This is a genomic window from Pseudomonas sp. 31-12 (assembly GCF_003151075.1).
GTDB lineage: Bacteria > Pseudomonadota > Gammaproteobacteria > Pseudomonadales > Pseudomonadaceae > Aquipseudomonas.
Map to the genome: position 1 here is coordinate 680,707 of NZ_CP029482.1, position 24,480 is coordinate 705,186.

General features: G+C 60.3%; 19 protein-coding genes and 1 pseudogene. 7 read left to right on the forward strand and 13 right to left on the reverse strand.

All coding sequences use genetic code 11. The annotated features are described in order from the left end of the window. Positions 1-45: 45 nt before the first annotated feature. The 6 genes from DJ564_RS03190 to DJ564_RS03215 are packed head-to-tail and all read right to left on the reverse strand — an operon-like array spanning position 46 to position 4,282. On the reverse strand, positions 46-1,728 hold the full coding sequence (locus DJ564_RS03190) for an acyl-CoA synthetase family protein (RefSeq protein WP_109627626.1): 1,683 nt from the start codon (positions 1,726-1,728) through the stop codon (positions 46-48). After that, complete coding sequence (locus DJ564_RS03195; protein ID WP_109627628.1) at positions 1,725-2,270, reverse strand: hypothetical protein; 546 nt, start codon at positions 2,268-2,270, stop codon at positions 1,725-1,727. Before DJ564_RS03195 ends, DJ564_RS03190 begins: the two co-directional genes overlap by 4 nt. Further along, complete coding sequence (locus tag DJ564_RS03200; protein WP_007992314.1) at positions 2,267-2,521, reverse strand: acyl carrier protein; 255 nt, start codon at positions 2,519-2,521, stop codon at positions 2,267-2,269. Before DJ564_RS03200 ends, DJ564_RS03195 begins: the two co-directional genes overlap by 4 nt. A 9-nt stretch (positions 2,522-2,530) precedes the next feature. Further along, positions 2,531-2,791 (reverse strand): phosphopantetheine-binding protein, encoded by a 261-nt coding sequence (locus DJ564_RS03205; RefSeq protein ID WP_008149626.1) that lies wholly within the window; start codon positions 2,789-2,791, stop codon positions 2,531-2,533. After that, positions 2,772-3,581 (reverse strand): 1-acyl-sn-glycerol-3-phosphate acyltransferase, encoded by an 810-nt coding sequence (locus DJ564_RS03210; protein WP_109627629.1) that lies wholly within the window; start codon positions 3,579-3,581, stop codon positions 2,772-2,774. Before DJ564_RS03210 ends, DJ564_RS03205 begins: the two co-directional genes overlap by 20 nt. Beyond that, positions 3,557-4,282, reverse strand: a complete 726-nt coding sequence (locus tag DJ564_RS03215) for a beta-ketoacyl synthase chain length factor (RefSeq protein ID WP_109627630.1) — start codon at positions 4,280-4,282, stop codon at positions 3,557-3,559. Before DJ564_RS03215 ends, DJ564_RS03210 begins: the two co-directional genes overlap by 25 nt. A 355-nt stretch (positions 4,283-4,637) precedes the next feature. Here DJ564_RS03215 and DJ564_RS03220 point away from each other — a divergent pair, with 355 nt between their 5' ends. Beyond that, a complete protein-coding gene (locus tag DJ564_RS03220; protein WP_109627631.1) occupies positions 4,638-5,408 on the forward strand; it encodes a ParA family protein in 771 nt (256 codons plus the stop codon). Positions 5,409-5,476: 68 nt separating this feature from the next. Here the strand turns inward: DJ564_RS03220 and trxC are convergent, their stop codons facing one another. Further along, positions 5,477-5,911 carry a thioredoxin TrxC gene (trxC, locus tag DJ564_RS03225; protein ID WP_109627632.1) on the reverse strand — a complete coding sequence of 145 codons (435 nt, stop codon included), beginning with the start codon at positions 5,909-5,911 and terminating at the stop codon, positions 5,477-5,479. A 272-nt stretch (positions 5,912-6,183) separates the two neighbouring features. On the opposite strand from trxC, the gene DJ564_RS03230 reads away from it, so the two are divergent. Further along, the gene (locus tag DJ564_RS03230; protein ID WP_109627633.1) at positions 6,184-6,453 is read left to right on the forward strand and encodes an AbrB/MazE/SpoVT family DNA-binding domain-containing protein; all 270 of its coding nucleotides are present in this window, start codon (positions 6,184-6,186) and stop codon (positions 6,451-6,453) included. After that, positions 6,453-6,815, forward strand: a complete 363-nt coding sequence (locus DJ564_RS03235) for a type II toxin-antitoxin system PemK/MazF family toxin (protein WP_109627634.1) — start codon at positions 6,453-6,455, stop codon at positions 6,813-6,815. The genes DJ564_RS03230 and DJ564_RS03235 overlap by 1 nt, the downstream gene beginning before the upstream one ends. 6 nt (positions 6,816-6,821) lie before the next feature. On the opposite strand, the gene selO is transcribed toward DJ564_RS03235, so the two are convergent. From selO to DJ564_RS03255, 4 genes are all read right to left on the reverse strand, one after another. Then, positions 6,822-8,285 carry a protein adenylyltransferase SelO gene (gene selO / locus DJ564_RS03240; RefSeq protein ID WP_109627635.1) on the reverse strand — a complete coding sequence of 488 codons (1,464 nt, stop codon included), beginning with the start codon at positions 8,283-8,285 and terminating at the stop codon, positions 6,822-6,824. A gap of 48 nt (positions 8,286-8,333) precedes the next feature. Then, the gene (gene mscK / locus DJ564_RS03245; RefSeq protein ID WP_109627636.1) at positions 8,334-11,684 is read right to left on the reverse strand and encodes a mechanosensitive channel MscK; all 3,351 of its coding nucleotides are present in this window, start codon (positions 11,682-11,684) and stop codon (positions 8,334-8,336) included. A gap of 34 nt (positions 11,685-11,718) precedes the next feature. After that, positions 11,719-13,461, reverse strand: coding sequence for a potassium/proton antiporter (locus DJ564_RS03250; protein WP_109627637.1), 1,743 nt, complete (start codon positions 13,459-13,461; stop codon positions 11,719-11,721). A gap of 295 nt (positions 13,462-13,756) precedes the next feature. After that, positions 13,757-15,382, reverse strand: a complete 1,626-nt coding sequence (locus tag DJ564_RS03255; RefSeq protein ID WP_109635929.1) for a methyl-accepting chemotaxis protein — start codon at positions 15,380-15,382, stop codon at positions 13,757-13,759. Positions 15,383-15,656: 274 nt separating this feature from the next. Here DJ564_RS03255 and DJ564_RS03260 point away from each other — a divergent pair, with 274 nt between their 5' ends. From DJ564_RS03260 to DJ564_RS32715, 4 genes and pseudogenes are all read left to right on the forward strand, one after another. After that, positions 15,657-15,887: a hypothetical protein gene (locus DJ564_RS03260; RefSeq protein ID WP_090176480.1), complete on the forward strand. Its 231-nt coding sequence runs from the start codon at positions 15,657-15,659 to the stop codon at positions 15,885-15,887. Beyond that, positions 15,884-16,186: a cell division protein ZapA gene (locus DJ564_RS03265; RefSeq protein WP_008149648.1), complete on the forward strand. Its 303-nt coding sequence runs from the start codon at positions 15,884-15,886 to the stop codon at positions 16,184-16,186. The genes DJ564_RS03260 and DJ564_RS03265 overlap by 4 nt, the downstream gene beginning before the upstream one ends. 145 nt (positions 16,187-16,331) lie before the next feature. Beyond that, a pseudogene (locus DJ564_RS32710) lies at positions 16,332-17,357 on the forward strand (cache domain-containing protein); the annotation flags it as partial. A 135-nt stretch (positions 17,358-17,492) separates the two neighbouring features. After that, positions 17,493-18,224 (forward strand): methyl-accepting chemotaxis protein, encoded by a 732-nt coding sequence (locus tag DJ564_RS32715; protein WP_371922071.1) that lies wholly within the window; start codon positions 17,493-17,495, stop codon positions 18,222-18,224. Positions 18,225-18,365: 141 nt separating this feature from the next. Here the strand turns inward: DJ564_RS32715 and DJ564_RS03275 are convergent, their stop codons facing one another. Beyond that, entirely contained in the window at positions 18,366-20,168 is a 1,803-nt protein-coding gene (locus tag DJ564_RS03275) for an acyl-CoA dehydrogenase (protein WP_109627639.1), read from the reverse strand. 260 nt (positions 20,169-20,428) lie between these two features. Continuing rightward, the gene (putA, locus tag DJ564_RS03280; protein ID WP_109627640.1) at positions 20,429-24,379 is read right to left on the reverse strand and encodes a trifunctional transcriptional regulator/proline dehydrogenase/L-glutamate gamma-semialdehyde dehydrogenase; all 3,951 of its coding nucleotides are present in this window, start codon (positions 24,377-24,379) and stop codon (positions 20,429-20,431) included. Positions 24,380-24,480 lie beyond the last annotated feature (101 nt).

Consider the following 24,480-nt stretch of genomic DNA (forward strand, 5'->3'; position numbering starts at 1 on the left):
AGCGGGAGCAAGCTCCCTCGCCACAATGATCTCCATTGCCACAGGTTATGCATCGGGCATTGCCTCCAGCAAAATCCGCCCACTTGAGCAGGTCGCGGTTTCATTGCGGTAGGCGAAATACAGTTTGCTGCGTTCCGGGTCGAAGCGCAGGTGCAACTGGACTTCATCGCCGGGGCGCACCAGTTGCTGGAACTTCAGCACTTCCATGCCGGCAAATTTGCCCGGCAGGTTCATCAATTGCTGGCCGAGGCTCAGCGCCCAATCCACCTGCACCACACCGGGCAGTACCGGCGTTCGCGGGAAGTGTCCGCTGAAGTAGGCCAGGTCCGGCGGCACGGCCAGTTGCAGGCTCCATTCGCCATCGACTTCGACCTGCTCCAGCACTTCCGGTACCTTGGGGCGGGGTGCCAGCAGCAAGGCCTCGACGTCGGCCTGCGGCAGTTTGCCCTGAGCGTTCAGGGGCAATTGCCGCAGCATTCGCCAGCGTCGTGGCAGGGCCAGGGCTTCGCAATGCTGGCTCAGGTGCTGACGCAATTCCTGCGTCAGGGTGCGTCGACCTTGATTGCGCAAGGCATGCAGGCCCGCGTCCGTCAGCACCAGCAGTGCACCCAGTGAGGCGCGGTTTTCCTGGACCACGCCGAGGCGCGCGTCGGCGACCCAGTCATGCTCCATAAGCGCCTTTTCCAGCATCGGCAACGAGATACGTTTTTCTTCCAGTTTGACGATCCGGTCCAGCCGTCCGAGCAGTTCGAATCGGCCGTCGGCAGCGATTCTGGCGGCATCGGCGGTGTGTTCGATATGGCCGGCAGGCAAGTAGGGCGAGGCGATCAGCAGAGCGCCCTCGCTGTCCTGACTCAGCTCAACCTCAGCAAACGGTTGCCAGAGATCGTGACCCTGACGCCAGGCGATGCCGCCGGTTTCCGAGCTGCCGAGGATTTCCGTCGGCCATTGTTGCAGGCGCTCGTGAAGACTTTGCGCAGCCTCGGCGGGTAGCGCGCCACCGGAAGAAAACACTCGGCGAACCGCACTCAAGGCCGGCCAGTCGAGGTTGTCACCCATGCGCTTGAGCAGCGCCGGGCTGGCGACCCAGGCAAACGTCGGGTGTTCGCGACTGGCGCGCTGCAAGTCTTCCGGAAAGGCCAGTTGCTTGCGTACGAACGGGCGCCCGGCGCACAGCGGCCACAGCACCCGAAACAGCAAACCGTAGATGTGCTGGGTGGCGACGCTGCCGATGATGCACGCCTGGCCCAGGTCGGCGCCCCAGAGCTGCTCCAGCGCCTGAACTTCACTGGCGAGCTGGCGCAGAGTCTTGTCGATGCGCTTGGGTTCGCCGCTGGAACCGGAAGTACACAGGCTCAGCTGGCAGGTGTCCAGATCCAGTTTGGCGGGGGACAGGGGCGCCTGTCGATAATCGATAAGGTGCGCATCATCGGCCTGATCGGTCAGCCACAGATCGACTTCGCTCGACCAGCGTTGGCGAGTCTGTGGTTGCAGGTCGGCAGGCAGCAGCACGCTGACCCCGGCACGCCAGGCGCCGAGCAGGGCAATCGCCAGGTCAGCGGCGTCTTCAAAGTGCACGGCAATGCGTTGCACGCCTTGGGATTGCAGGCCGGCCGCGAGGCTTAGCGCCTGTTCGCACAGCTGTGCGTGATTCAACGCCGGTTCGGCCGTCACGGCACGCTCCGGCTGAGCCTTGAGCAACAGCTGCTCAAGTGTTATCCAATTCATGGGTGGCCTCGTACCCGTTGTCGTATGAGCCATTCAATGGCAAACAGCAGGCCCATCAATCCATAGGAAATCAGGCCGGTGTACAACATCCACCAACTCAGCGGCGCCCACAGGGTCAGGGCGGCGGCGAGCAAACCGTTACAGAGGAAAAACACACACCAGACGATGGTCACCTGGCGGGTGTAGACAATCGCCTTGGCCGGCAAGTGCGGTTCCCGCAGGCGCGCCAGGCGTTCCACCATCGGCGGCCCGACTTTCAGGCTCAGGCCAAACAGGCCAAGCATGAAAGCGCTGATCAGCACCGGGTACCAACGCAGCAACAGCGGACTGTCGAACAACGCCAGCAACAGGCAAAAGCCAATCGCGGTGATCGCCATCCACAGGTTGCCGGGGCGACGCGCACCCAGCAGCACCCGCGCCAGCCACAGGCTGCCCAGCAGCAGACCGAACTGCCACGGAGCAAAGTGTTCCATGCCGAAATACACCGCGAAGGGGTACAACAGGCCCGCCAGCAGCAGGCCAAGGCCGATCAGTCGACTCATGCGGCCGGTTGAACCAGACGGTAGACCGCCTCGACCACGTCGCTGACGGTACGCACCGATTTGAATTCTTCGGCGGCGATTTTCTTGCCGGTCTGACGTTTGATGTGATCAATCAGGTCGACGGCGTCGATGCTGTCGATTTCCAGGTCCTGATACAGATTGGATTCGAGGCTCACGCGCTCAGGGTCCAGCTCGAAGAGTTCGACCAAGGCATCGCGCAGGGTGTTGAAAATGTCATCACGAGTTTGCATGGTCCGGTCTCAAGCTGCCTGTTTTGCGGTGACGAACGCCGCAAGGCTCGCCACGTTACTGAAATGATTACGGGTGTCCTTGGCGTCGGCGTCGATTTTGATGCCGTACTTTTTCTGGATCGCAAGGCCGAGTTCCAGGGCGTCCACCGAGTCCAGGCCCAGGCCTTCGCCAAACAGGGTCTGGTCGTCGCCGATGTCTTGTGCGCTGATGTCTTCGAGGCCGAGGGCGTCGATGATCAGTTCTTTGATTTCACGGTGTAGATCGCTCATCTTCGGCGAGCTCCTTAATAAAGTAAGAATGCAAATAATCGTTGAGCTTGCGCGAAGCCTGAGGCGCAGGACCGCACGCGGCAAAGGCTTGTGGGTCTATATCGGCCCCCACACGAAAACTGAAGTGCACGCGACGTTTCGGGATGCGATACCAGGGTTCGGCCTTCGTCAATGTGGTCGGGCTGACCTTGATGATCACCGGGGTCAGGATTTTCGCACCCCGCAGGGCAATCGATGCACCCCCCCGATGAAAGGCCGGCGGTTCGCCTGGCTGGGTGCGAGTACCTTCGGGAAAGATGATCAGCGTCTGACCGCTTTTCAGTGCGTCGGCCGCAGCGTCGAGCATGTCCATGCTGCCGTCGTTGCTGATGTAATCGGTGCGGCGTAGCGGGCCGCGGGTGAACGGGTTCTCCCAGAGGCTTTTCTTGACCACGCAGTTGCTGTGACGCACCAGTCCGATCAGAAACACCACATCGATCAGCGACGGGTGATTGGCCATGATCATCTGGCCCGGGCGACCAAGCTTCTCCGCGCCCTGGATGTCGTAGGTCAGCACGCCGGTACGGGCCATGAACCGGACAAAAAACCAAAAGCAGCGACTGACGGTTCTACGTGCCCGCAGCCGATGAGTCTGGGCATCGCCGGGCAGGCAACTCAGCAACGGGAAAACCACCAGGCGCAGGCACAGCCCGCCTAACCCGAACAGAGTGAAGCTCGCAGCGGTCGCCAGCAAACGCCAGTAATAGGCGTCGCGGTTTTTTTCGCTTACAGGTTGCGTTGCCAGGTCCATACACGATTTTTCCAGGCATGTTGGCAGGTGGTCTGCTGGCCGAGCAGGGTACGCAATAGATTCAGGGCATGGGGCCAGTGGGCTTTGGACAACGCATCCGAAGTGCTGTTCAGGGACAGCTGCCAGTCGGTACCCGGTGTCAGCAACAGACCGACGGCATACGGGAACGGCACGTCGTCGATCCAGGCCGAGTAGGCCTGGGGCGGTTTTTCTTCAGTGACGATCAGCAGTACCGCAGGCGCGCCTTCGGCAAGCAGCGCCGCGGCCTCTAGCATGCCGTGTTCAAGGCCGTCTCCGGCGGCGGCAAGGGCAGTCATCTCACTGGTTTCGCCACGCATGATCGACCACAGGCCAATCACCGCGTTGTGCACCGACAAGCTGAATTGCGTCGGTGACAACGGTTGTTCGGCTGCCAGATCGCGCAGGATTTCGAAGGTGCGGGGCGTTTCGCCATGACGGGAAATAAAGACCAACGGTAGGTCCTGGCGACCATCGGCCAGGGGCCAGCCGACGCTGAACGCCATCCGCGCCAGACGGCTGAGCCGCCGGCGCTGCATGGCAGGCAGAAAAGACACGTCGGGGGCGGCATCGCTGCTCTGAAGCACGACCGGTTGTCGGCTCCAGGCCTGCCAATCGTCCACGCTTTCGAGCCCTGGGGCCCACGCGCGCCATTGGGCGATGTTGAAATTGATCACAGGCATTCATCCCGCCCCTGCGGGCTTTCTTGACGCGGCGAGTCGCAGAGAAACGCGACGACCTTACGTGGCGCTTGGCGCCGAGTGGCGCGCATTATCCCGTTGCGACGGGCGTGTAGCAAATGATGGTTACGTTTTGCGCAGTCAAATGAACTGATTAGTCCGCGAAAAGCTGTCGTTTGGCCATTATCCACATCGTGCTGAGCAAGTCTGTCGGCTCTGTCGGCGATCGATGGCAGAGTTGGCGGTTTTTTTATTGGGAGATTGCCGCTGACTGTGTAGTCCCCGTGCCGACGAGGTAGCTAAGCAGCGCCATGGACTACTACACTCGATCATTCTTTGATACACGGAGGTTTTTCACATGCGGCGCGTGGTGTTCAATCAGAAAGGTGGCGTGGGCAAATCCAGCATTGCCTGCAATCTGGCGGCGGTCAGCGCCAGCGAGGGGTATCGCACCCTGTTGGTGGATCTCGATGCCCAGGCCAACTCCACTCAGTACCTAACGGGCCTCACCGGGGATGACATCCCGATGGGCATCGCCGACTTCTTCAAGCAAACCCTGTCCTCAGGACCGTTCTCGAAGAAGAACCAGGTCGATATCTACGAAACGCCGTTCGAAAACCTCCACGTCATCACCGCAACCGCCGAGTTGGCCGACTTGCAGCCCAAGCTTGAGGCCAAACACAAGATCAACAAGCTGCGCAAATTGCTCGATGAACTGGGGGAAGATTACGACCGCATCTATCTGGATACCCCGCCAGCGCTGAACTTCTATGCGGTATCGGCATTGATTGCCGCTGACCGGGTGCTGATCCCATTCGATTGCGACAGCTTCTCGCGCCAGGCGCTATACGGCCTGTTGGCGGAAATCGAAGAGTTGAAGGACGACCACAACGAAGGCCTGGAAGTCGAAGGCATCGTGGTCAATCAGTTCCAGGCCCGTGCCAGCCTGCCGCAGCAGATTCTCGACGAGCTGATCGCCGAAGGATTGCCGGTATTGCCGGTGTACCTGACCAGCTCGGTGCGCATGCGCGAATCCCATCAGGCCAATACGCCGCTGATTCACCTCGACCCACGGCACAAGCTGACGCAGCAGTTCGTCGAACTGCATAACCTGCTCGAAAACGCCTGAATCTGTCGACGTCGCCCAACCCAATGTGGGAGCGAGCAAGCCCGCTCCCACATTAAATCGCGGTGGTTTTAAATCCCCTGGCTACGCAACCAGCTCATCAACTGCGGTAACGGAAACGCCCCGCTCTGACGCGCCACTTCCCGGCCGTTCTTGAACAGAATCAGGCTCGGAATCGAGCGAATCCCCAACTGAGCCGACAATTGCTGATTCGCCTCACTGTCCAGTTTCGCCAGTCGACATTTACCCGCCAATTGCGCCGCCGCCTGCTCGAACACCGGCGCAAACGACTTGCACGGCCCGCACCACTCCGCCCACACATCCACCAGCAACGGCAGATCGCCCTTGATCTGGCTGGCGTAATCGCCTTGTTTCAATTCGAACGGCTTGTTCAGCAAGACCTCGGCCTTGCAGCGACCGCATTTTGGGTGATCGTTGAGGCGTTCGGCGGGGATGCGGTTGAGGCCGTTGCAGTGAGGGCAGGGGATGAGGAGTGGGTCGGTCATGGTCGAGGCTCTGAATGTTTGGGCAGTCTAAAGCTGATTTGGAGTCGCAAGCTTCATTTATCAAGCCAGCAAAAGACGGGGGCAGGCGCAGTGATTGTCGTAAATGCACACATATTCTGGAGTTTCGGGGCGGGATCGGTGGCTACGCTGGAAGCAACTTCACCGTTTTCTAATCTCTTTATGAGGAGCTCGCTTTGCCTTTAAGCTCGTGCTACTTTTGTTGCACTTATCGAGAAGTCGATATCTCTCAATTGTCGGATAGGAGTTATCCCGTGTCCGTGACTTCCAAAATCCGCCGTCAAGGTGGCGCTGCAGTGATTACTCTCCCGCCAACGCTGCTGAAGCTCCTGCACCTGGAAGTAGGAGCACAACTGGAACTGAATGTGGTCGATGGTGAGTTGATTGCCCGTCCGGTTGTACGGCCTTCTCGCAAGCGCTATAGCCTTGCAGAGTTGCTTGAAGGTTCCGAAGAAGTAGCCGAGTTGAATGCGCAGACGGCGTTTGCACGTGAAGGCGATCCAGTTGGCCGGGAGTTGGGTTGATGGTTCGGCGTCAGGCCCCACAGCGGGGGGATGTTTACTGGATTGATCCGAACCCGGTTGCGGGACGCGAAATGATGAATAGGCATCGATTCGTGGTAATTACGCCAAGGGAAATCAACGCCTTGGGTGTCAGCATGACTGTGCCGGTGACCAGTGGCGGCAGCTTCAGTCGAAACACCGGCTTGGCGGTCATCGTCTCCGGCCACGAAACGAATGGTGTCGCAGTTTGTAATCAGGTTCGTAGTTTTGATATAGAGCAGCGTGTGCGCGACGGCTCAGCCAAGTTCATTGAGCGACTTGATGACGTTACGATGGCAGACATCGTTGCTCGCGTCGTCAGTGCCATTGATCCGCTGGACTGACCAACCTCACGACGAACAACTGATCTCCAAATGCTTCCCCCACTCCGGCGGCCGCTCGGCGTAGCTTTCCATCCCCGCTTGCTCGTCGAATGGATTGCTCAACACGGCATGCAGTCGCCGAACCTCTGAATAATCGCCGCTCTCCGCTGCATCGATCGCCTTCTGCGCCAGGTAGTTGCGCAGGATGTACAGCGGATTGACCGCGTGCATCCGCTTGCGCCGCTGTTCCTGATCAACCTCGCCTTCACGGCCAACTCGGGCGACATACAACTCAGCCCAGGCATCGAAGCCCTTGATGTCGACGAAGTCATCGCGCAAACGGGCGACGGCCAATTCGGGTGATTCATCGCCCAAACGGCGGAAGAACAGCGTGTAATCGACGCCGCTGTTCTGCATCAGTTGCAGCAGCTGCTCCAGCAGTTTCTGGTCATCGTCTTCGGCCGTGGTGAGTCCGAGGCGACGGCGCATCAGGTCCAGGTAATGGGCTTGGTACAACGGCAAGTACAGGCCGAGGGTTTCGCGCAGGGCGTCGACGCTGATGAACGGCGTCAGGGCCTGGGCGAGGGCGCTTAGGTTCCACTGGCCGATCGGCACCTGGTTGCTGAAGGAATACCGGCCCTGGTCATCCGAGTGATTGCAGATGAAGTGGGCGTCGAAGTCGTCGAGGAAGGCGAACGGACCGAAATCGAAGGTGATGCCGAGGATCGACATGTTGTCGGTGTTCATCACGCCGTGGCAGAAGCCGTAAGCCTGCCATTTGGCGATCAGCTCGGCATTGCGCTCGACGATTTCGTGGAACATCGCCAGGTACGGTTCCGGTTGTTCCAGACACTCGGGGAAATGCATAGCCAATACGTGCTCGCCGAGTTCTTTCTGCTTCTCCGGACGTTTGGTGTAGTAGAAATACTCGAAATGCCCGAAGCGCACATGGCTCGGCGCCAAGCGCAGAACCATCGCTGCGCGTTCCTGCTTCTCGCGCCACACCGGGGTGTCGGAGCCGATCACGCACAGGGCACGGGTGGTCGGGATGTTCAGGGCATTCAACGCTTCGGAGGCGAGAAACTCGCGGATCGAGGAGCGCAATACCGCGCGTCCATCGCCCATGCGCGAAAAGGGTGTCTGGCCGGCGCCCTTGAGGTGCAGGTCCCAGTGTTCGCCGGCCTCGTTGTAGACCTCGCCCAGCAACAGGCCGCGACCATCACCCAGCTGCGGGTTGTAGGAACCGAACTGATGGCCGGAATAGACCATCGCCCGAGGGACTGCGTCGGCCCAGAGCTTGTGGCCGCTGAACAGCTCGGCGAACTCTGGGGTATCCGCTGCGGCGGGGTCGAGATCCAGCAGCGCCATGGCCGCAGGGCTGGCCACCACCAGGCGCGGGTTGTCGATGGGCTCGGGCAGCACATGGGCGGAAAACGTATCGCCCAAGCGGGCGAAGCGATTATCGAAGGTCAGTTCGTCGAGGGCTTTCAACGGCCATCTCCAGCAGAGTGTCCGAGCATTCTGCTAGGGATAAGGCCGTTAGTCGAGCTTGGCGGGCGGCGGCTCAAGGGGCGACTTGCCATCCACCAGCGGCACGATGGTTTTGGTTTCCGGTTCGATCGGCACCATTTTGTATTCCTGGCCGTGAAGGTTCTTGAGATAGACCTCCATCTGCCGGAACGAGATGTTGATGTGCTGCTTCTTGAACTCGCGATTGATGAAGCGGTTGACCTCGTCCAGCACCGGGTTGCGGTCACCGAGGTCGCGCACGTGCATGCGCAACTCGTGGTCGAGGGTGCTTTCGCCGAAGTTCAGGAAGTACACGTGGGGTTCCGGGTCTTTCAGGACACGTGGGTTATCGCGCGCCGCTTTGAGCAGCAGCTCTTTCACCAGGTCCAGGTCCGAACCGTAGTCGACGCCGAGCTTGAGGGTCACCCGGGTGATGGTGTCGGTCAGAGACCAGTTGATCAGTTGCCCGGTGATGAACGTCTTGTTCGGGACAATGATGTCCTTGCGGTCGAAGTCGGTGATGGTCGTGGCGCGGATGCGGATCTTGCTGACCGTGCCCGACAGGTTGCCGATGGTGATGGTGTCGCCGATCCGCACCGGACGCTCGAACAGGATCATGATGCCCGAGATGAAGTTCGCGAAAATCTCCTGCATCCCGAAACCGAGCCCCACCGACAGCGCCGCCACCAGCCATTGCAACTTGTCCCAGCTCACGCCGAGGGTCGACAGGGTCGAGACGAAGCCGATGCCGGCGATCACGTAGGACAGCAACGTGGTCGTGGCATAAGCACTGCCTTGTGCAAGATTCAACTTGGACAGCACCAACACTTCCAGCAAGCCTGGCAAGTTGCGCGCGAGAGCGAAGGTGATACCGATGATGATCAGCGCGCCGAGCATGTCGCCGATGCTGATCGGCACCATGCTCATGTTGGCGCCGGTACCGCTGGTGTATTCGTACAGGGTGATGTTGTCGAGGTACGAGAACACCGAGATCAAATCGGACCAGACCCAGTACAGCGCCGCAATGAAACCGCCAAGCAGTGCCAGGCGGATCAGGCGCAGGGACTGTTCGTTGACCTTCTCGATGTCCAGCGTCGGCTCTTCGATCACCGCTTCGCCGTCGCCAGCCTCCTTGGCGGCCTGACGTTTGGCCAGGGCGCGCTGGTAGGCCAGGCGTCGTGCTGCAACGCTGAGACCGCGAACGAAAGTGGCTTCAATCACCAGCCAGAACATCAGCAGGTAAAGGGTGTTGATCAGCCGGTCACTGAGTTTCAGCGCGGTGTAGTAGTAGCCGAAGCACACTGCCACAAATAACGCGACGGGCAGGACGGTGAACAGGACCCCGACCGCTTTGCGGAACAGCGACGCGTTCTGGTGCGTCGGGCTGGCGATCAGAAGGCGGCTGAGCAGCCAGGCCATCAAGGCGTAACAGATCAGCACCACGGGCATGCCGAGCACGTCATCCGCCAGCGTCGAGGGTTGCAGTTCGGCAACCGCTACCACGGCAACCAATGCCATCACCACCAAGCCGAGTCGGCGGACCCAGCCCTGCAGGAACTCGACCTGGGGTTTTTCCCAGCGGAAATGCAGTTCAGCGACGCCGCCCGGTGCGAGGATCCGGTAAGCGGTGTAGAACACCAGCCAGGCCTGGGCCATTTGCAGCAGCGCCGCGCCCATGTTGGCGTTCTGCCCGCGGGCGTCGATCTGCAACGCCAGGCCGCACAAGGCCAGGCCCAGCGAGACCGGCATTGCCAGCAGAATATTGATCAGGATGGCCTGCGGCGTGTGCCACTGGCTGTCGCGCTTGAAGTGGCCGATGTCCTGGTGAACTTTGCTCAGTCGGGCATACAGACTTTTACGTCGCCACAGCAGGGCACCGATCAGCAACACCAGGGGCAGGAACAGCAGCGGCCGCTGTATCAGGCCATCACTCAATTCGCTCAGGCTGGAAGCCCACGGCAGCGTAGTGACCTGACGTTCCAGGCGCTCCGGCACGGCGCGCATCCATTCCAGGTCCAGCGGCTTGTTGCTGGGAATCCAGAACATCTGCTCATCGAGGGTCGCCCGCAGGCTTTGCGCGGTGCTGAGCAGCTGTTTCTGATTGAGTTGCAGGGTGATGGATTCGTTGAGCACCGCACTCAGTTCGCGGTTCAGGCGTTCCAGCAGGTCTGCGCGGGTGGTGGCCAGTTCCAGCAGGCTTTTTCGCAGCTGCGGGGTAACTTGCTCCGGCGGCTGGGTGGACAGCAGGTTGTCGACATAGGTCGCGGGGTTGCTGAGCAATTCCCGCTGCTGGCTCACTTCAAACTGGTACAGGCGAATATCGGCGATCTGGTCGGCCAGGTCGCGGTCGAGCTTGAGACGTGGCAGAGCCTGTTTCTGTTTATAGAGAATCTTGGAGAGCAGCAGGCTGCCCTTTAGTACGTTGATTTGTTCGTCCAGTGCCGAATCGCTTTGGGTCACGTTGTCCAGCTGCTGTTTGGTCTGCAGGTTCTGCTGGGTGACCTCATTGAGGCGGTCAGTGCTTTTGAGCAGGTAGTCCGAGAGCTTCAGGTTGGCCGAACTTTCGGTGGCCAGCAGCGCGCTGCCGCCGGATTTCTGCGCTTCGATGGACTGTTGCGTCACCGTCTCCTGGGACTGGGCCAGACGCTTCTGGTTGATCAGGGTTTGCAGCTCCTGGATTTCCTGATCCAGGCGATCGGATTTTTCGGTCAGCAAGTCGTGCTGGCTGTTACCCAGATCCTGCAACTGGTTGTTGCCGGCCAGTTCCTGGCGACGCAGCGGAATCAGCGCATTCAGTGCCGCGAGTTCGGCATTCAGGAGGTCACGCTGTTCACCGCTCAAGGTCTTGCCGGCGTCCTTGCCGGCTTTGAGTATGTTGTTGATCTGTTGAATACGCGTCTGGCTGGCGGAAATTTCGGCCTGTGCGCGCTCGGGGCGGGTCTGGGCGGTGATCACCAGACTGTTGGCGTCGGCCAGCGCCTTCTGCAGGTCGCTTTGCTGGGTCGAGCGCTCGGTGAGCATTTGCTCGAGCTGCTGGATCGACTGGTTGGCGTAACGTTGCGGCACCGGCGGCATTATGGTGGCTTTGAGCTTGGTCAGCTCACGCTGGTTTTCGATGTTCTGCTTGGGCGCGGTGGCGAGCTGCTGCTTGAGAGCGACCAGCTTTTGCTCGTAATCACGCTGGTTGCCGAGCTGGGTCAGCGTGCTTTGCAGGACGGATTGCAGGGCTTTCTGATCTGCTTCCGGCAGTTTGCGATCGGCGATCTTGTCCAGATTCGCCTGCACGGCTTCGCTGGTCGGCGGTTCGGCCGCTTGCAATGTACCGACAGAAAGACTCAAGCCCAGCAGGGCCATGATGAAAAAAGTGCGCAGGGTTGACATAGAGACCGATCGAAAACGAGACGAAGTGTGGAGTTTAGAGGAACAAGCCCGGACCCGGGCGACTTCCTTCGGGGAATCTGACGCCCACTTTGCCGATCTTGTTCCCCTCCATGACTGCGACGGTCCAGATGGTGTTGTTCCACTCCACCTGGTCGCCGACGACGGGAGCACCGCCGACTTTCTGGGCAATGAAACGGCCCAGGGACATGTCCGGATCGATGCCTTCGACTTTCAACCCGTACAGCGCCGCAACCGCTGCCAGCTGGGCGTCTCCTTCGAGTACGAAGTCGCCGAAGAAGCGCAGATCGAGGCCGCGTTGCGGTGCCTGGCTGAAGAGTTTTCCGAGGGCTGGAAGGTTGTGTTCATGGCCGATAACACACAGCAAATCATCGACTTCGAGCACCGTACTACCCGACGGATGGAGCAGTTGTTGGCCACGAAACAGCGCTGCAATACGTGTGCCTTCGGGCATTTTCAGCTCCCGAAGGGGCGAACCGATGCACCATTTCTCGGCACCGAGGCGATAAACGAACAGCTCCCACTCGCTGGTGACATGCACCTCAAGGGCTGCGCGCGAGATCGGCGCCGGCTCCGGCGGAACGGTCACTTTCAAAAGTTTCGCCACCCAGGGCAGGCTCGTGCCCTGCACCAGCAGTGACACCAGCACGATAAAGAAGGCGAGGTTGAAGTAGAGCTGGGCATTCGGCAGGCCGGCCATCAGCGGGAACACCGCCAGAATGATCGGGACCGCGCCGCGTAATCCGACCCAGGAGATAAACGCCTTTTCGCGGCCGTGGAACGCTTTGAACGGCAGCAGACCGACCAGCACCGACAGCGGCCGAGCGAACAGAATCATCCACAGCGCCAGGCCCAGAGCGGGCAGGGCGATCGGCAGCAGATCATGCGGCGTGACCAGCAGCCCCAGCACCAGGAACATGCCGATCTGCGCAAGCCAGGCCATGCCGTCGAGCATGTGCAGAATGCCGTGGCGGCTGCGCACCGGGCGGTTGCCGATCACCAGGCCGCACAGGTAAACCGCCAGGAAGCCGCTGCCATGCAGGGCGTTGGTCAGGGCGAACACGACCAGGCCGCCGGCAATCACCAGAATCGGATAGAGGCCGTTGGCCAGGTGGATCCGGTTGACCAATTGCAGCATGACCCAGCCACCGCCAAGGCCGATGACGGCACCGATGCCGAACTCACGCACGAAGTGGGCGAGCAGGCTCCAATGGAGGCCGGTCTGGCCGCTGGCGAGCATGTCGATCAGGGTGACGGTGAGGAACACCGCCATCGGGTCGTTGCTGCCGGATTCGATTTCAAGGCTGGCGGTGACCCGTTCGTTCAGTCCTTTGCCGCCGAGCAGCGAGAACACCGCCGCGGCGTCGGTGGAGCCGACGATAGCGCCGATCAGCAGGCCCTGAATCAGGTTCAGATCGAATAGCCACGCGGCGGCCATGCCGGTCATCCCCGTGGTGATCAACACCCCGACCGTCGCGAGCGACAGCGCTGGCCATAACGCCACGCGGAAGCTGGAAACCCGGGTGCGCAACCCGCCGTCGAGCAGGATGACTGCCAGCGCGAGGTTGCCGACCAGATAAGCTGTTGGGTAGTTATCGAAAATAATGCCGGCGCCATCGACACCGGCCGACATGCCCACCGCGAGGATGATCACCAGAATCGGGATACCAAGGCGCGATGAAAGGGAACTCACCAGAATGCTTGCACCTACCAGCAACGCGCCGATCAAGAACAGGCTGTTGATGGTCGTCGCATTCAAAGGCAGTACTCCAGAAAGCTGAAAGGCGGGCACAAACTGACCATGCAGTCTGCGTGCCAGCGATTCTAACCTGTTGAAATGTGATGCTGTCAAAAAGCTTTTGCAGCCGCGACAACGTCACCCGGATTGAGCTTGATCCTGTGGCGAGGGGATTTATCCCCGTTGGGCTGCGGAGCGGCCCCTGCGTTCTTTCAGGCACACACCGCAAACAGATCTTGCGACGGCTTCGCCGCCGAACGGGGATAAATCCCCTCACCACAGATAAATCCCTTAGCCACAGAGAAAGTGTCGCTGCTTACAGGCTGAACCGCCCAACCATGTTGTTCAGGTCCAGCGCCAATCGCGACAATTCATTGCTCGCCGCACTCGTCTGATTCGCCCCGGCCGCCGATTGCACCGACAAATCACGGATGTTCACCAGGTTGCGATCGACTTCACGGGCCACCTGCGCCTGTTCTTCAGCCGCGCTGGCAATCACCAGGTTGCGCTCGTTGATCTCGACAATGGCGCTGTTGATCGTGTCCAGGGACATGCCTGCACCGCGGGCGATGTTCAAGGTCGATTCGGCACGTTCGGTGCTGTTACGCATCGAATCCACCGCGTGTTCGGTACCGCTCTGGATGCTGCCGATCATGCGTTCAATTTCGCTGGTCGACTGCTGGGTGCGATGCGCCAGTGCACGAACCTCATCCGCCACCACCGCGAAGCCACGCCCGGCTTCACCGGCACGCGCCGCTTCGATTGCGGCGTTCAAGGCCAGCAGGTTGGTCTGGTCCGCCAGGCCGCGAATTACGTCCAGCACCTTGCCGATGTCACGGGATTCATTGGCCAGATCGCCAATCAGGGTCGCGGTGCTCTGCACATCGGCGCTCATGCGTTCGATGGCACTGACGGTTTCCTGCACCAGGTCACGACCGTCGCCGGCCGAGGTGGTGGCGTTTTTCGAGGCCTCGGAAGTGCTCACCGCGTTGCGCGCGACTTCTTCCACGGCGCTGGTCATTTCATTGACGGCGGTGGCGGCCTGTTCGATTTCGTTGTTCTGCTGGGTCAGGCCGCGGGCGCTTTCGTCGGTGACGCTGTTCAGCTCTTCCGCAGCGGAAGCCAGTTGCGTGGCCGAGCCGGCAATCCGCTGCAGGGTGTCGCGCAGCTTGTCCTGCATCTTCGACATGGCCAGCAGCAAGCGGCCGGTTTCGTCTTCACCATCGACATGGATCGGGCGAGTCAGGTTGCCTTCGGCGATTTCTTCCGCAGCGCTCAAAGCGTTGGCGATCGGCTTGGTGATGCTGTTGGTCAGCAGCCAGGCGAACAGCACGGTCAGGCCGCTGGCAATGACCAGCAAGGTGATCACCAGGTTGAGCGAAGTCGAATACTGCTCACCGGCACGGGCGTCGGTGGCTTCAATCTGTTGCGTATTGATCTCAAGCAGCTTGCCGAGGGCCGAGTTGACGGCCTCGGAGTTGGAAAGCAGTTCGCTGTTGAGCATCGCGCTCAGTTCGTCGATCTGGTTATTGCGCGACAGCGTCTTCATCCGGTCTTCGAGCTGGCGATATTGCGCCAGCAACTGCACGTATTGATCGTACGCGGCGCGCTCTTGCGGGCCGTCGATCAGCGGTTCGTAGACCTTCTGAGCGTCACGGATTTGCTGATTGCGCAGTTCGAACAGCTCGAAGGTTTTCCGCTGCACGTCCGGTTCGCGGTTGACCAGCAAACGGTAGGACAGCACCCGTAGGCGCAGGGTCAGTTGAGTAAATTCGTCCAGGCTTTTGATGCTCGGCACGCTCATGGACGCGATGTCTTCGCCGGCGTCGCGAATCTTGCTCATCTGGTTCAAGGCAAACACACCGAGAACCAGCATCAAACCGCCAATCAGGGCGAAACCGAGGAACGCCCGCGGTGCGATATTCATGTTACGAAGGGACATGCTGTTTACCAAAGTGAGCGCACCCGTGCGGCGCTGAAGCTGACGTGTGAGTGACTTATCGGTCATACGACTAAAGTCTTGAGGGCCTGCGCGTTTTTGTCGCAGACAGGCCCCGGCGACGAAGTGCAGGAACCAGATCCGCCAATCACAGTCTTTAAAGCTCGCGAGGAAGGTCGCCCGCCAGGAAAATCAAGGTCTTGCGCCCGAATAACCCTGGCATCCGTGGTGACTTTTCTTTATCGTACGCGCCCCTTGAAATGCTTGGAAAATCAAAATGTTGGAAGCATCCCTAAGCCAATTGGAACAGCTGGTCAGCGACCTGGTGCAACAGAACCAGAGCCTGCTCGCCACCAATCAGACCCTGAGCGCAGAACTGGCCCAGGCCAAGGATGAAAACGAAAGCCTGCAGCTGAACCTGATGGAACAGGAAGAGAAACAAGGCGCCACCGCGGCACGTATCCAGGCCCTGGTTGAGCGCGTCAGCGCCGGCCCGGTCAGCGCATGAATCACGGCGCCGCAGGGGTAAAAGTCGTCTCGATCCTGGGGGAGGACTATTCGATCAAGGCGCCGGCCGGGGAAGAGCAAACCCTGCTGGACGCCGCGCTGATGTTGAAAGCTGCCTTGGCCGATACCAAAAGAAAGTACCCGACGCTGATCGGTGACCGCCTGCTGGTGTTGGCCGCGATGAATCTGTGCTCCCAGCAGATTGAAATGCAGAAGCAGCACAAGCAGGAACTCGACCGTTACCAAGAGCAAGTCAGCGCCACGGTTGAAGTGATCTCCAAGACGATCAATCAGGCCTGATCGGCTTTGCGCACAACCAAAGAATAGATTGTCCATTGTGTTGTATACAATCGGCACGGCTGTTGCAGTGTTTCAGCCTCTTATTCTTTGGGGGTGCTCCATGCAGTTCTGGCGACGCAGTATTCAATGGCAGTTGATTCTCAGCATGGGCACCGCCCTGCTGGTCAGCATCCTGATCGTGGTTGGCATTTATACCCTCGTGGTCAACCGTCTCGCCCAGAGCTATCTGGTCGAGCAGGCACTGCCGTCGAGTATCGAGGCGATGCGCAACGACATCGAACGAATCCTCGTTCAACCTCTTACCGCCGCCAAGGACATCGCCAGCAACAGCATGGTGCGCGACTGGCTGGCCGGGGGTGAAAACAGTGGCCAGACAGACGCGTTCGTCCAGTATCTGGAAGGCATCCGCGCCGAACACAAAGCCTTTACCGCGCTGATTGTCGGCACCGCTTCAAACCACTATTTCACTGAGAAAGGCCTGGACCGGACCCTCAGCCGCTCCAATCCCAAGGACGCCTGGTTCTACACCTTCCTCGACAGTAACCAGCCGCGCACCCTCAATATCGACAATGACACCGCGACCGGAGAATTGGCGCTGTTCATCGACCTGAAGGTCGAGCAGGGCGGCAAAGTCGTGGGCGTTGCCGGGCTTGGGTTGAGCATGAAAGAGCTGTCGGAGCTGATCCACAATTTCAACTTCGGTGAGCGCGGCAAGGTCTATCTCGTGCGTTCCGACGGTTTGATCCAGGTTCATCCCGAGGCGCAATTCAGCGGCAAGCGCACACTGGCCGAGCAAATTGGCGCAACCGCCGCACAATCGGTCATGGGTCAAAAAGTTGCCACCAACAGCAGCTTCGTTCGCGACGGCGAAGATTATCTGGCGTTAAGCCTGCCGTTACGGGACTTGGGCTGGACCCTGGTGGCCGAAGTGCCACAGTCGCAGATCTATGCCGAGGCTCGTCGTGCCATGTGGGTGAGCAGCGGTATTGGCCTGGCGGTGGCGCTGGTGTGTCTGTTGCTAGTGGTTTTGCTGGCCCGTGGGTTGGTGCGGCCGATCCGTCAGGTAACAGCGGCGCTGGTAGCCATCGGTAGCGGCGGGGGAGATTTGACCCACCGGTTAGATTCCAGCCGCGCCGATGAACTGGGTGACCTGGCACGCGGCTTCAATCGATTCCTCGGCAGTCAGCGCGAAATGATTGGCGAAGTGCTGACCACCAGCGAGCGTTTGCGCACGGCCGTTGGGCAGGTAGCACGGGTGGTGGATAACACCGCCGAACGTTCGGGTCGTCAGCAGGAAATGACCGACATGGTTGCCACCGCCGTCCACGAAATGGGCCTGACCGTGCAGGAAATCGCCCAGAACGCGGGTAACGCCGCGGTCGCTTCACAGAACGCTCGCGATGAAGCGATGCAGGCGCGTGAAGTTGTGGGTGGGTCGATCCGCCATATAGAAAGCATGTCCGATGAAATCGGCCTTGCGGCGGGAGCTGTTGGTGAGCTGGCTAATCAAGTGGCGTCGATCGATCAGGTGCTGGCAGTGATTCGCGGAATCTCCGAGCAGACCAATTTGCTGGCACTGAACGCGGCTATCGAAGCCGCGCGGGCCGGGGACATGGGGCGTGGGTTTGCGGTGGTGGCGGATGAAGTGCGGACGTTGGCGCGGCGCACGCAGTCGTCGACCGATGAGATCCAGCAGATGATCGGCAGTCTCAAGCAGGGCGCGGAAAATGCTGTTTCATCCATGCATTCCGGGCAGGCAGCAACGGGTACGGGGGTTGAGTCGAGCCAGCGCACCGGCGCGTCGCTGACGGCGATTACCGGACAGGTCGAGCGTATCAGCGACATGAACCATCAAGTGGCGACGGCCACGGAAGAGCAGTCGGCGGTGACGGAAGAGATCAACCGCAATGTGCAGGGGATTTCCGATCTGGCCCGGGCGACGGCCGGGGAAGTGAGAGCGTGCCGGGAGGACTGTCAGACGTTGCAGCGGTTGGCGGATGATCTGGCGCGGCAGATGGGTGGGTTCAGGCTGAGCTGATAAATGTATTGCCTGTACTGACGCCTTCGCGGGCAAGCCCGCTCCCACAGGGTCAGCGTGAACCACGATCCTGGGTTCACCGCAAAACCTTGTGGGAGCGGGTGCCCGCGATTGGATGTCAGCTTCACCACAAGGCTTTGATCAGAACCACTCATCCTGCATGCCTAGACACACATCATCCCGAGCCTCAAGAATCGCCAGCTCATGATGACAACCCGGCACTTCCCACGTCAGGAAATACCGCGCCGCCTGCAGCTTGCCTTTATAGAAGCTCACATCCGCCGCATCCCCTTTCGCCAACCCTTCCTCGGCGCGAATCGCCTGTTCCAGCCAGCGCCAGCCAATCACCGTATGCCCGAACACTTTCAGGTACAGCGCCGAGTTTGCCAGGCTGCTGTTGACCTTGCCTTGGCCCAGGTCTGTCAGCAAACCGATGGTCACCGTTTGCAGGTGCGCCACCAGTTTCTCCAGCGGCTCACGCAACGCGGTCAACGACTCATACGCTTGCGCCCGTTCGCCCGTGCCAGCGATCAGCCGAATCAATTGTTTGAGCCCCGCACCTCCGTTCTGCGCCAGTTTGCGTCCCAGCAAGTCCAGCGACTGAATGCCGTGGGTGCCTTCGTGGATCGGATTCAAACGGTTGTCGCGGTAGTACTGCTCCACCGGATATTCGCGTGTGTAACCGTGGCCGCCGAGAATCTGGATAGCCAGTTCGTTGGCCTTCAGGCAGAACTCCGATGGCCAGGATTTGACGATCGGCGTCAGCAAATCCAATAGCTCATGAGCCTGTTTGCGCTGGTCTTCAGTCTCCAGGGTCGTGGTGTCATCGAACAGACGCGCCGCGTACAACCCAAGGTCGAACGAGCCTTCAACATAGGCTTTTTGTGTCAGCAGCATGCGTTTGACGTCGGCGTGCTGAATGATCGCCACCGGCGCGGTGTTCGGGTCCTTGCTGTCCGGCACGCGGCCTTGCGGACGCTCGCGGGCGTACTCCAGGGAATACAGGTAACCGGCATAACCGAGCATCACCGCGCCCATGCCGACACCAATTCGCGCCTCGTTCATCATCTGGAACATGTAGCTCAAACCGTGGTGCGGTTTGCCCACCAGATACCCGACACACTCCCCGTTGTCGCCGAAATTCAGCGCGGTGGAGGTGGTGCCGCGCCAGCCCATCTTGTGGAACAGCCCGGCCAGCAGCACGTCATTGCGCTTGCCAAGGCTACCGTCATCGTTGACCAGAAACTTGGGCACGATAAACAGCGAAATCCCTTTCACCCCGGCCGGTGCGTCCGGCAATTTCGCCAGGACCATGTGCACGATGTTCTCCGAGAGCGGGTGATCGCCACCGGAGATGAAAATCTTGTTGCCCTTGAGCCGATAGGTGCCGTCAGACGCAGGCTCGGCGCGTGTACGAATATCCGACAGCGACGAGCCAGCGTGCGGTTCGGTCAGGGCCATGGTGCCGAAGAAGCGGCCGTCGATCATCGGTTGCAGGAAGCGCTGCTTCTGCTCATCGGTGCCGAAGCTTTCAATCAGGTTCGCCGCGCCCATGGTCAGGAACGGGTACGAGGTCGACGCCGCGTTGGCTGACTGGAAATGCGCGAAGCAGGCCTGGGACAACAGCGTAGGAAGTTGCATGCCACCAGCGTCGAAACTGCGCGCCGCGTTGAGGAAACCGGCTTCGAGGAACGCATCCACCGCCGGTTTCACTTCCGGAATCAGAATCGCCTGACCGTTCTCGTAGCGCGGCTCGTTCTCGTCATTCTTGCGGTTGTGTGGCGCGAAGAACTTCTCGGCGATGCTGCGGGCCGTGCCGATGGCGGCATCGAAGGTTTCGCGATTGTGCTCGGCGAAACGCTCACGCTGGGTCAGGCCCTCGGCATCGAGGACTTCGTACAGCTCGAAAGCCAGATTGCGGGAACTGAGCAACGTCTCGGACATGTCGGCCTACCTTTTTTTGGAATGGACCGAGTCTAGGCGTGGGAATAAAGGCTGAACAGGATGATTGATGAGCGTGATGGTGGAGCCGCGCAACAACTTAGCAGACACCCTAAAACAACTGTGGGAGCGAGCCTGCTCGCGATAGCGGTGTGTCATCCGATTCATGTATTGGATGACACACCGCTATCGCGAGCAGGCTCGCTCCCACAGGGGATATTGCTGACCGGGCGTCTGTTGTAGATACCCGGTCGTGTTGCTGTTTAGCCGATCGTCATCAAGCTGGCATTACCACCCGCCGCAGCGGTGTTAACACTCAATGCCCGCTCAATCACCAGACGCTCCAGCGCAATGCTGGTCTCGCCCTGCGACAACCCATGAACCCCGACAATCGCCCCGGCACGCTTGGCCACTTGCTGGCACACCGCACGCAACTGGTCGGAGTGGCCATGATGCAGAACCGCATCAAACACCACTTCGTCCTTGCCCCAGTCGGAAACCAGCTTGATCTTCGCCTGAATTTCCTTCGGCAGACGTGCGAACAGTGCCTTGGTCAATTCAACTTCCGGCCACACCGCCGAACCGCCGACGGCCAGTACCGCTGCCAGTTGCGTCAGCAGATCGCCTTCGACTTCCGCCAGGCACAGCACGTGTTCACGCGGCAGGATGGCGTAGCTGTTGCGCTCGCCAGTCGGGCCAGCGAGTACACGGGTGATGCCGCTTTGCGATTGCGCCGCGAACTGCCCACACAGGGTGCTCAAGTCAGCGAACTTGTTGCTGTCGGCCCAGGTCTTCAGGGCGGTCAGCGGTTTGCTCATGGCATCACGCAGACGAACGTCCGGAGCAACGACGGCGTCGCCGCGAGCGAAGGATTGTTCGATCGCATCGGTAGGACGCGTCGACAGCAGGCGGTAGAGGTACAGCGGACCACCAGCTTTCGGGCCGGTGCCCGACAGGCCTTCACCACCGAACGGCTGCACACCAACCACGGCACCCACGATGTTGCGGTTCACATAGACGTTACCGGCGTTGACGTTGTCGATCACCTTGGCGATGGTCTCGTCGATCCGGGTGTGCACACCCAGCGTCAGGCCATAGCCGGAAGCGTTGATCTGACCGATCAGCTGATCGATGTCTTTGCGCTTGTAGCGAACCACGTGCAGCACCGGACCGAAGATTTCCCGTTGCAGTTCGTCGAAGCTTTCCAGTTCGATCAGCGTTGGCATCACGAAGGTGCCGCGTTTGACTTCTTCGCTGTTGGCAATCGCCACCTGATACACATTGCGGCCTTTGTCGCGCATGGCCTGGATGTGCTTCTCGATGCCAGCCTTGGCTTCGGCGTCGATCACCGGGCCAATGTCCACGGACAGGCGCTCAGGGTTGCCGAGACGGCATTCAGCCATCGCGCCCTTAAGCATTTCGATGACACGTTCAGCGGAATCTTCCTGCAAGCACAGCACTCGCAGTGCCGAGCAGCGTTGACCGGCGCTGTCGAAGGCCGACGATACGACGTCGATCACAACCTGTTCGGTCAGTGCCGAGGAGTCGACGATCATCGCGTTCTGGCCGCCGGTTTCGGCGATCAACGGAATCGGACGACCCTGTGCATCCAGGCGACCCGCGACGTTGCGTTGCAGCAGACGAGCAACTTCGGTGGAACCGGTAAACATCACGCCTTTGACCCGATCGTCGCCGACCAGACGGGCGCCGACGGTTTCGCCACGGCCCGGCAGCAGTTGCAGCACGCCTTCCGGAATACCGGCTTCGATCATCAAACGCACGGCTTGAGCAGCGACCAGCGGAGTTTGTTCCGCAGGCTTGGCCAGTACCGGGTTACCGGCGGCCAATGCAGCAGCGACTTGACCACTGAAAATCGCCAGCGGGAAGTTCCACGGGCTGATGCACACCACCGGACCCAGTGGGCGGTGGGCGTCGTTGGTGAAATCGTTGCGCGCCTGCACCGCGTAATAACGCAGGAAGTCCACGGCTTCACGCACTTCGGCGATGGCGTTGGCGAAGGTTTTGCCGGCTTCGCGAGCCAGCAGGCCCATCAGCGGCTGGATCTCGCCTTCCATCAAATCAGCGGCACGTTCCAGAATCGCAGCGCGTTCGGCGGGCGGGGTGGCCTGCCAGATCGGTGCAGCGTTCAGGGCGCACTGGATCGCGTTGTCGACGTCTTCGACGGTCGCTTCCTGTACGTGACCAACCACGTCACGCAGATCGGACGGGTTGAGCACTGGCGCAGGAGTTTCGGAGCTGGACGCGCAACCGAGCATCGGCGCGGCTTTCCAGTGGTTGTGAGCGCTGGCCAGCAAAGCACAGGACAGCGAAGCCAGACGATGTTCGTTGGCCATGTCGATGCCGCTGGAGTTGGCGCGCTCGGCACCATACAGGTCACGCGGCAGCGGGATACGCGGGTGCGGCAGGCCGAAGCCGCCTTCCAGCGTCGCCATCTGCTCGATGCTGGCCACTGGATCGGCCACCAGCTCCTGAATCGAAATAGACTGGTCGGCGATACGGTTGACGAACGAGGTGTTCGCGCCGTTTTCCAGCAGACGACGTACCAGGTACGCCAACAGGGTTTCGTGAGTACCGACCGGTGCGTACACGCGGCACGGACGGTTCAACTTGCCTTCGGAAACTTTGCCTACAACCTGTTCGTACAGCGGTTCACCCATGCCGTGCAGGCACTGGAACTCGTACTGACCCGGGTAATAGTTCTGACCGGCAATATGGTAAATGGCCGACAGGGTGTGGGCGTTGTGCGTGGCGAACTGCGGATAAATAACTTCCGGTACCGACAGCAATTTGCGGGCGCAGGCGATGTAGGAAACGTCGGTGTACACCTTGCGGGTGTAGACCGGATAGCCTTCCAGGCCTTCAACCTGGGCGCGCTTGATTTCGCTGTCCCAGTACGCGCCCTTCACCAGGCGGATCATCAGGCGATGACGGCTGCGGCGAGCCAGGTCGATCACGTAGTCGATCACGTACGGGCAACGCTTCTGGTAAGCCTGGATCACGAAACCGATGCCGTTCCAGCCGGTCAATTGCGGCTCGAAGCACAGGCGCTCCAGCAGATCCAGCGACAGCTCGAGACGGTCGGCTTCTTCGGCGTCGATGTTCAAGCCGATGTCGTACTGCTTGGCCAGCAAGGTCAGCGACAGCAGGCGCGGGTACAACTCATCCATCACACGCTCGTACTGCGCGCGGCTGTAACGCGGGTGCAGTGCCGAGAGCTTGATGGAAATGCCCGGGCCTTCATAAATCCCACGACCGTGGGACGCTTTGCCGATCGAGTGGATGGCTTGTTCGTACGAGGCCAGGTATTTCTGGGCGTCGTGCTCGGTGAGTGCAGCTTCACCCAGCATGTCGTAGGAATAGCGGAAGCCCTTGGCTTCGAACTTGCTGGCGTTGGCCAGGGCTTCGGCGATGGTTTCGCCGGTGACGAACTGCTCGCCCATCAGGCGCATCGCCATGTCGACGCCCTTGCGGATCATCGGCTCGCCGCTCTTGCCGATGATGCGACTCAAGGAAGAAGTCAGGCCCGCTTCGTTATGGGTGGCGACCAGTTTGCCGGTCAGCAACAAGCCCCAGGTTGCGGCGTTGACGAACAGCGACGGGCTGTTGCCCAAGTGCGGGTGCCAGTTGCCGGTGCTGATCTTGTCGCGGATCAGCGCATCGCGGGTGCCTTTGTCCGGGATGCGCAGCAGCGCTTCAGCGAGGCACATCAGCGCTACGCCTTCCTGGGACGACAGGGAAAATTCCTGCAACAGACCCTGAACAATCCCGGCACGGCCGCCGGCGCTTTTCTGATTGCGCAGTTTCTCGGCAATCGAGGAGGCGAGCTTGTTGGTGGCTTCGGCCATCGCCGCCGGCAGGCGCGCCTGTTCGATCAGCATCGGCACCACTTCAGGTTCCGGGCGACGGTAGGCGGCGGTGATCGAGGCGCGCAGTACCGATTGCGGCAGGATGCTTTCGGCGAACTCGAGGAAGCACTGGTGGGCGTGATCCAAGGGCGCATCGACGGCTTCGTCGGAATCCTTGGTCAAACCGCTCAGCTCGGTCAGGGTTGCACCACCCTCGAGTTTTTCCAGGTAATTGAAAATTGCCTGCTTGATCAGCCAGTGCGGCGTGCGATCAATCGAGGTCGCGGCCGCCTTGAGGCGCTCGCGGGTCGGGTCGTCAAGTTTGACCCCAAGGGTGGTGGTAGCCATATTTTTATCCTCATGTTTGCCACGACCGCGTGGCATCAGCTGGCCGCAAGATTAGCTGGGCAACCTTTGAGGTGCAACCGGGTGCAACCCTTTTTTTGTCG

What these genes read in the sequence shown, in the direction of transcription:
- DJ564_RS03190 (WP_109627626.1), bottom strand. Translation starts at nt 1,728, where the DNA reads ATGAATTGGATAACACTTGAGCAGCTGTTGCTCAAGGCTCAGCCGGAG.
- DJ564_RS03195 (WP_109627628.1), bottom strand. Translation starts at nt 2,270, where the DNA reads ATGAGTCGACTGATCGGCCTTGGCCTGCTGCTGGCGGGCCTGTTGTAC.
- DJ564_RS03200 (WP_007992314.1), bottom strand. Translation starts at nt 2,521, where the DNA reads ATGCAAACTCGTGATGACATTTTCAACACCCTGCGCGATGCCTTGGTC.
- DJ564_RS03205 (WP_008149626.1), bottom strand. Translation starts at nt 2,791, where the DNA reads ATGAGCGATCTACACCGTGAAATCAAAGAACTGATCATCGACGCCCTC.
- DJ564_RS03210 (WP_109627629.1), bottom strand. Translation starts at nt 3,581, where the DNA reads ATGGACCTGGCAACGCAACCTGTAAGCGAAAAAAACCGCGACGCCTAT.
- DJ564_RS03215 (WP_109627630.1), bottom strand. Translation starts at nt 4,282, where the DNA reads ATGCCTGTGATCAATTTCAACATCGCCCAATGGCGCGCGTGGGCCCCA.
- DJ564_RS03220 (WP_109627631.1), top strand. Translation starts at nt 4,638, where the DNA reads ATGCGGCGCGTGGTGTTCAATCAGAAAGGTGGCGTGGGCAAATCCAGC.
- trxC (WP_109627632.1), bottom strand. Translation starts at nt 5,911, where the DNA reads ATGACCGACCCACTCCTCATCCCCTGCCCTCACTGCAACGGCCTCAAC.
- DJ564_RS03235 (WP_109627634.1), top strand. Translation starts at nt 6,453, where the DNA reads ATGGTTCGGCGTCAGGCCCCACAGCGGGGGGATGTTTACTGGATTGAT.
- mscK (WP_109627636.1), bottom strand. Translation starts at nt 11,684, where the DNA reads ATGTCAACCCTGCGCACTTTTTTCATCATGGCCCTGCTGGGCTTGAGT.
- DJ564_RS03255 (WP_109635929.1), bottom strand. Translation starts at nt 15,382, where the DNA reads ATGTCCCTTCGTAACATGAATATCGCACCGCGGGCGTTCCTCGGTTTC.
- DJ564_RS03260 (WP_090176480.1), top strand. Translation starts at nt 15,657, where the DNA reads ATGTTGGAAGCATCCCTAAGCCAATTGGAACAGCTGGTCAGCGACCTG.
- DJ564_RS03265 (WP_008149648.1), top strand. Translation starts at nt 15,884, where the DNA reads ATGAATCACGGCGCCGCAGGGGTAAAAGTCGTCTCGATCCTGGGGGAG.
- DJ564_RS32715 (WP_371922071.1), top strand. Translation starts at nt 17,493, where the DNA reads ATGGTTGCCACCGCCGTCCACGAAATGGGCCTGACCGTGCAGGAAATC.
- DJ564_RS03275 (WP_109627639.1), bottom strand. Translation starts at nt 20,168, where the DNA reads ATGTCCGAGACGTTGCTCAGTTCCCGCAATCTGGCTTTCGAGCTGTAC.
- putA (WP_109627640.1), bottom strand. Translation starts at nt 24,379, where the DNA reads ATGGCTACCACCACCCTTGGGGTCAAACTTGACGACCCGACCCGCGAG.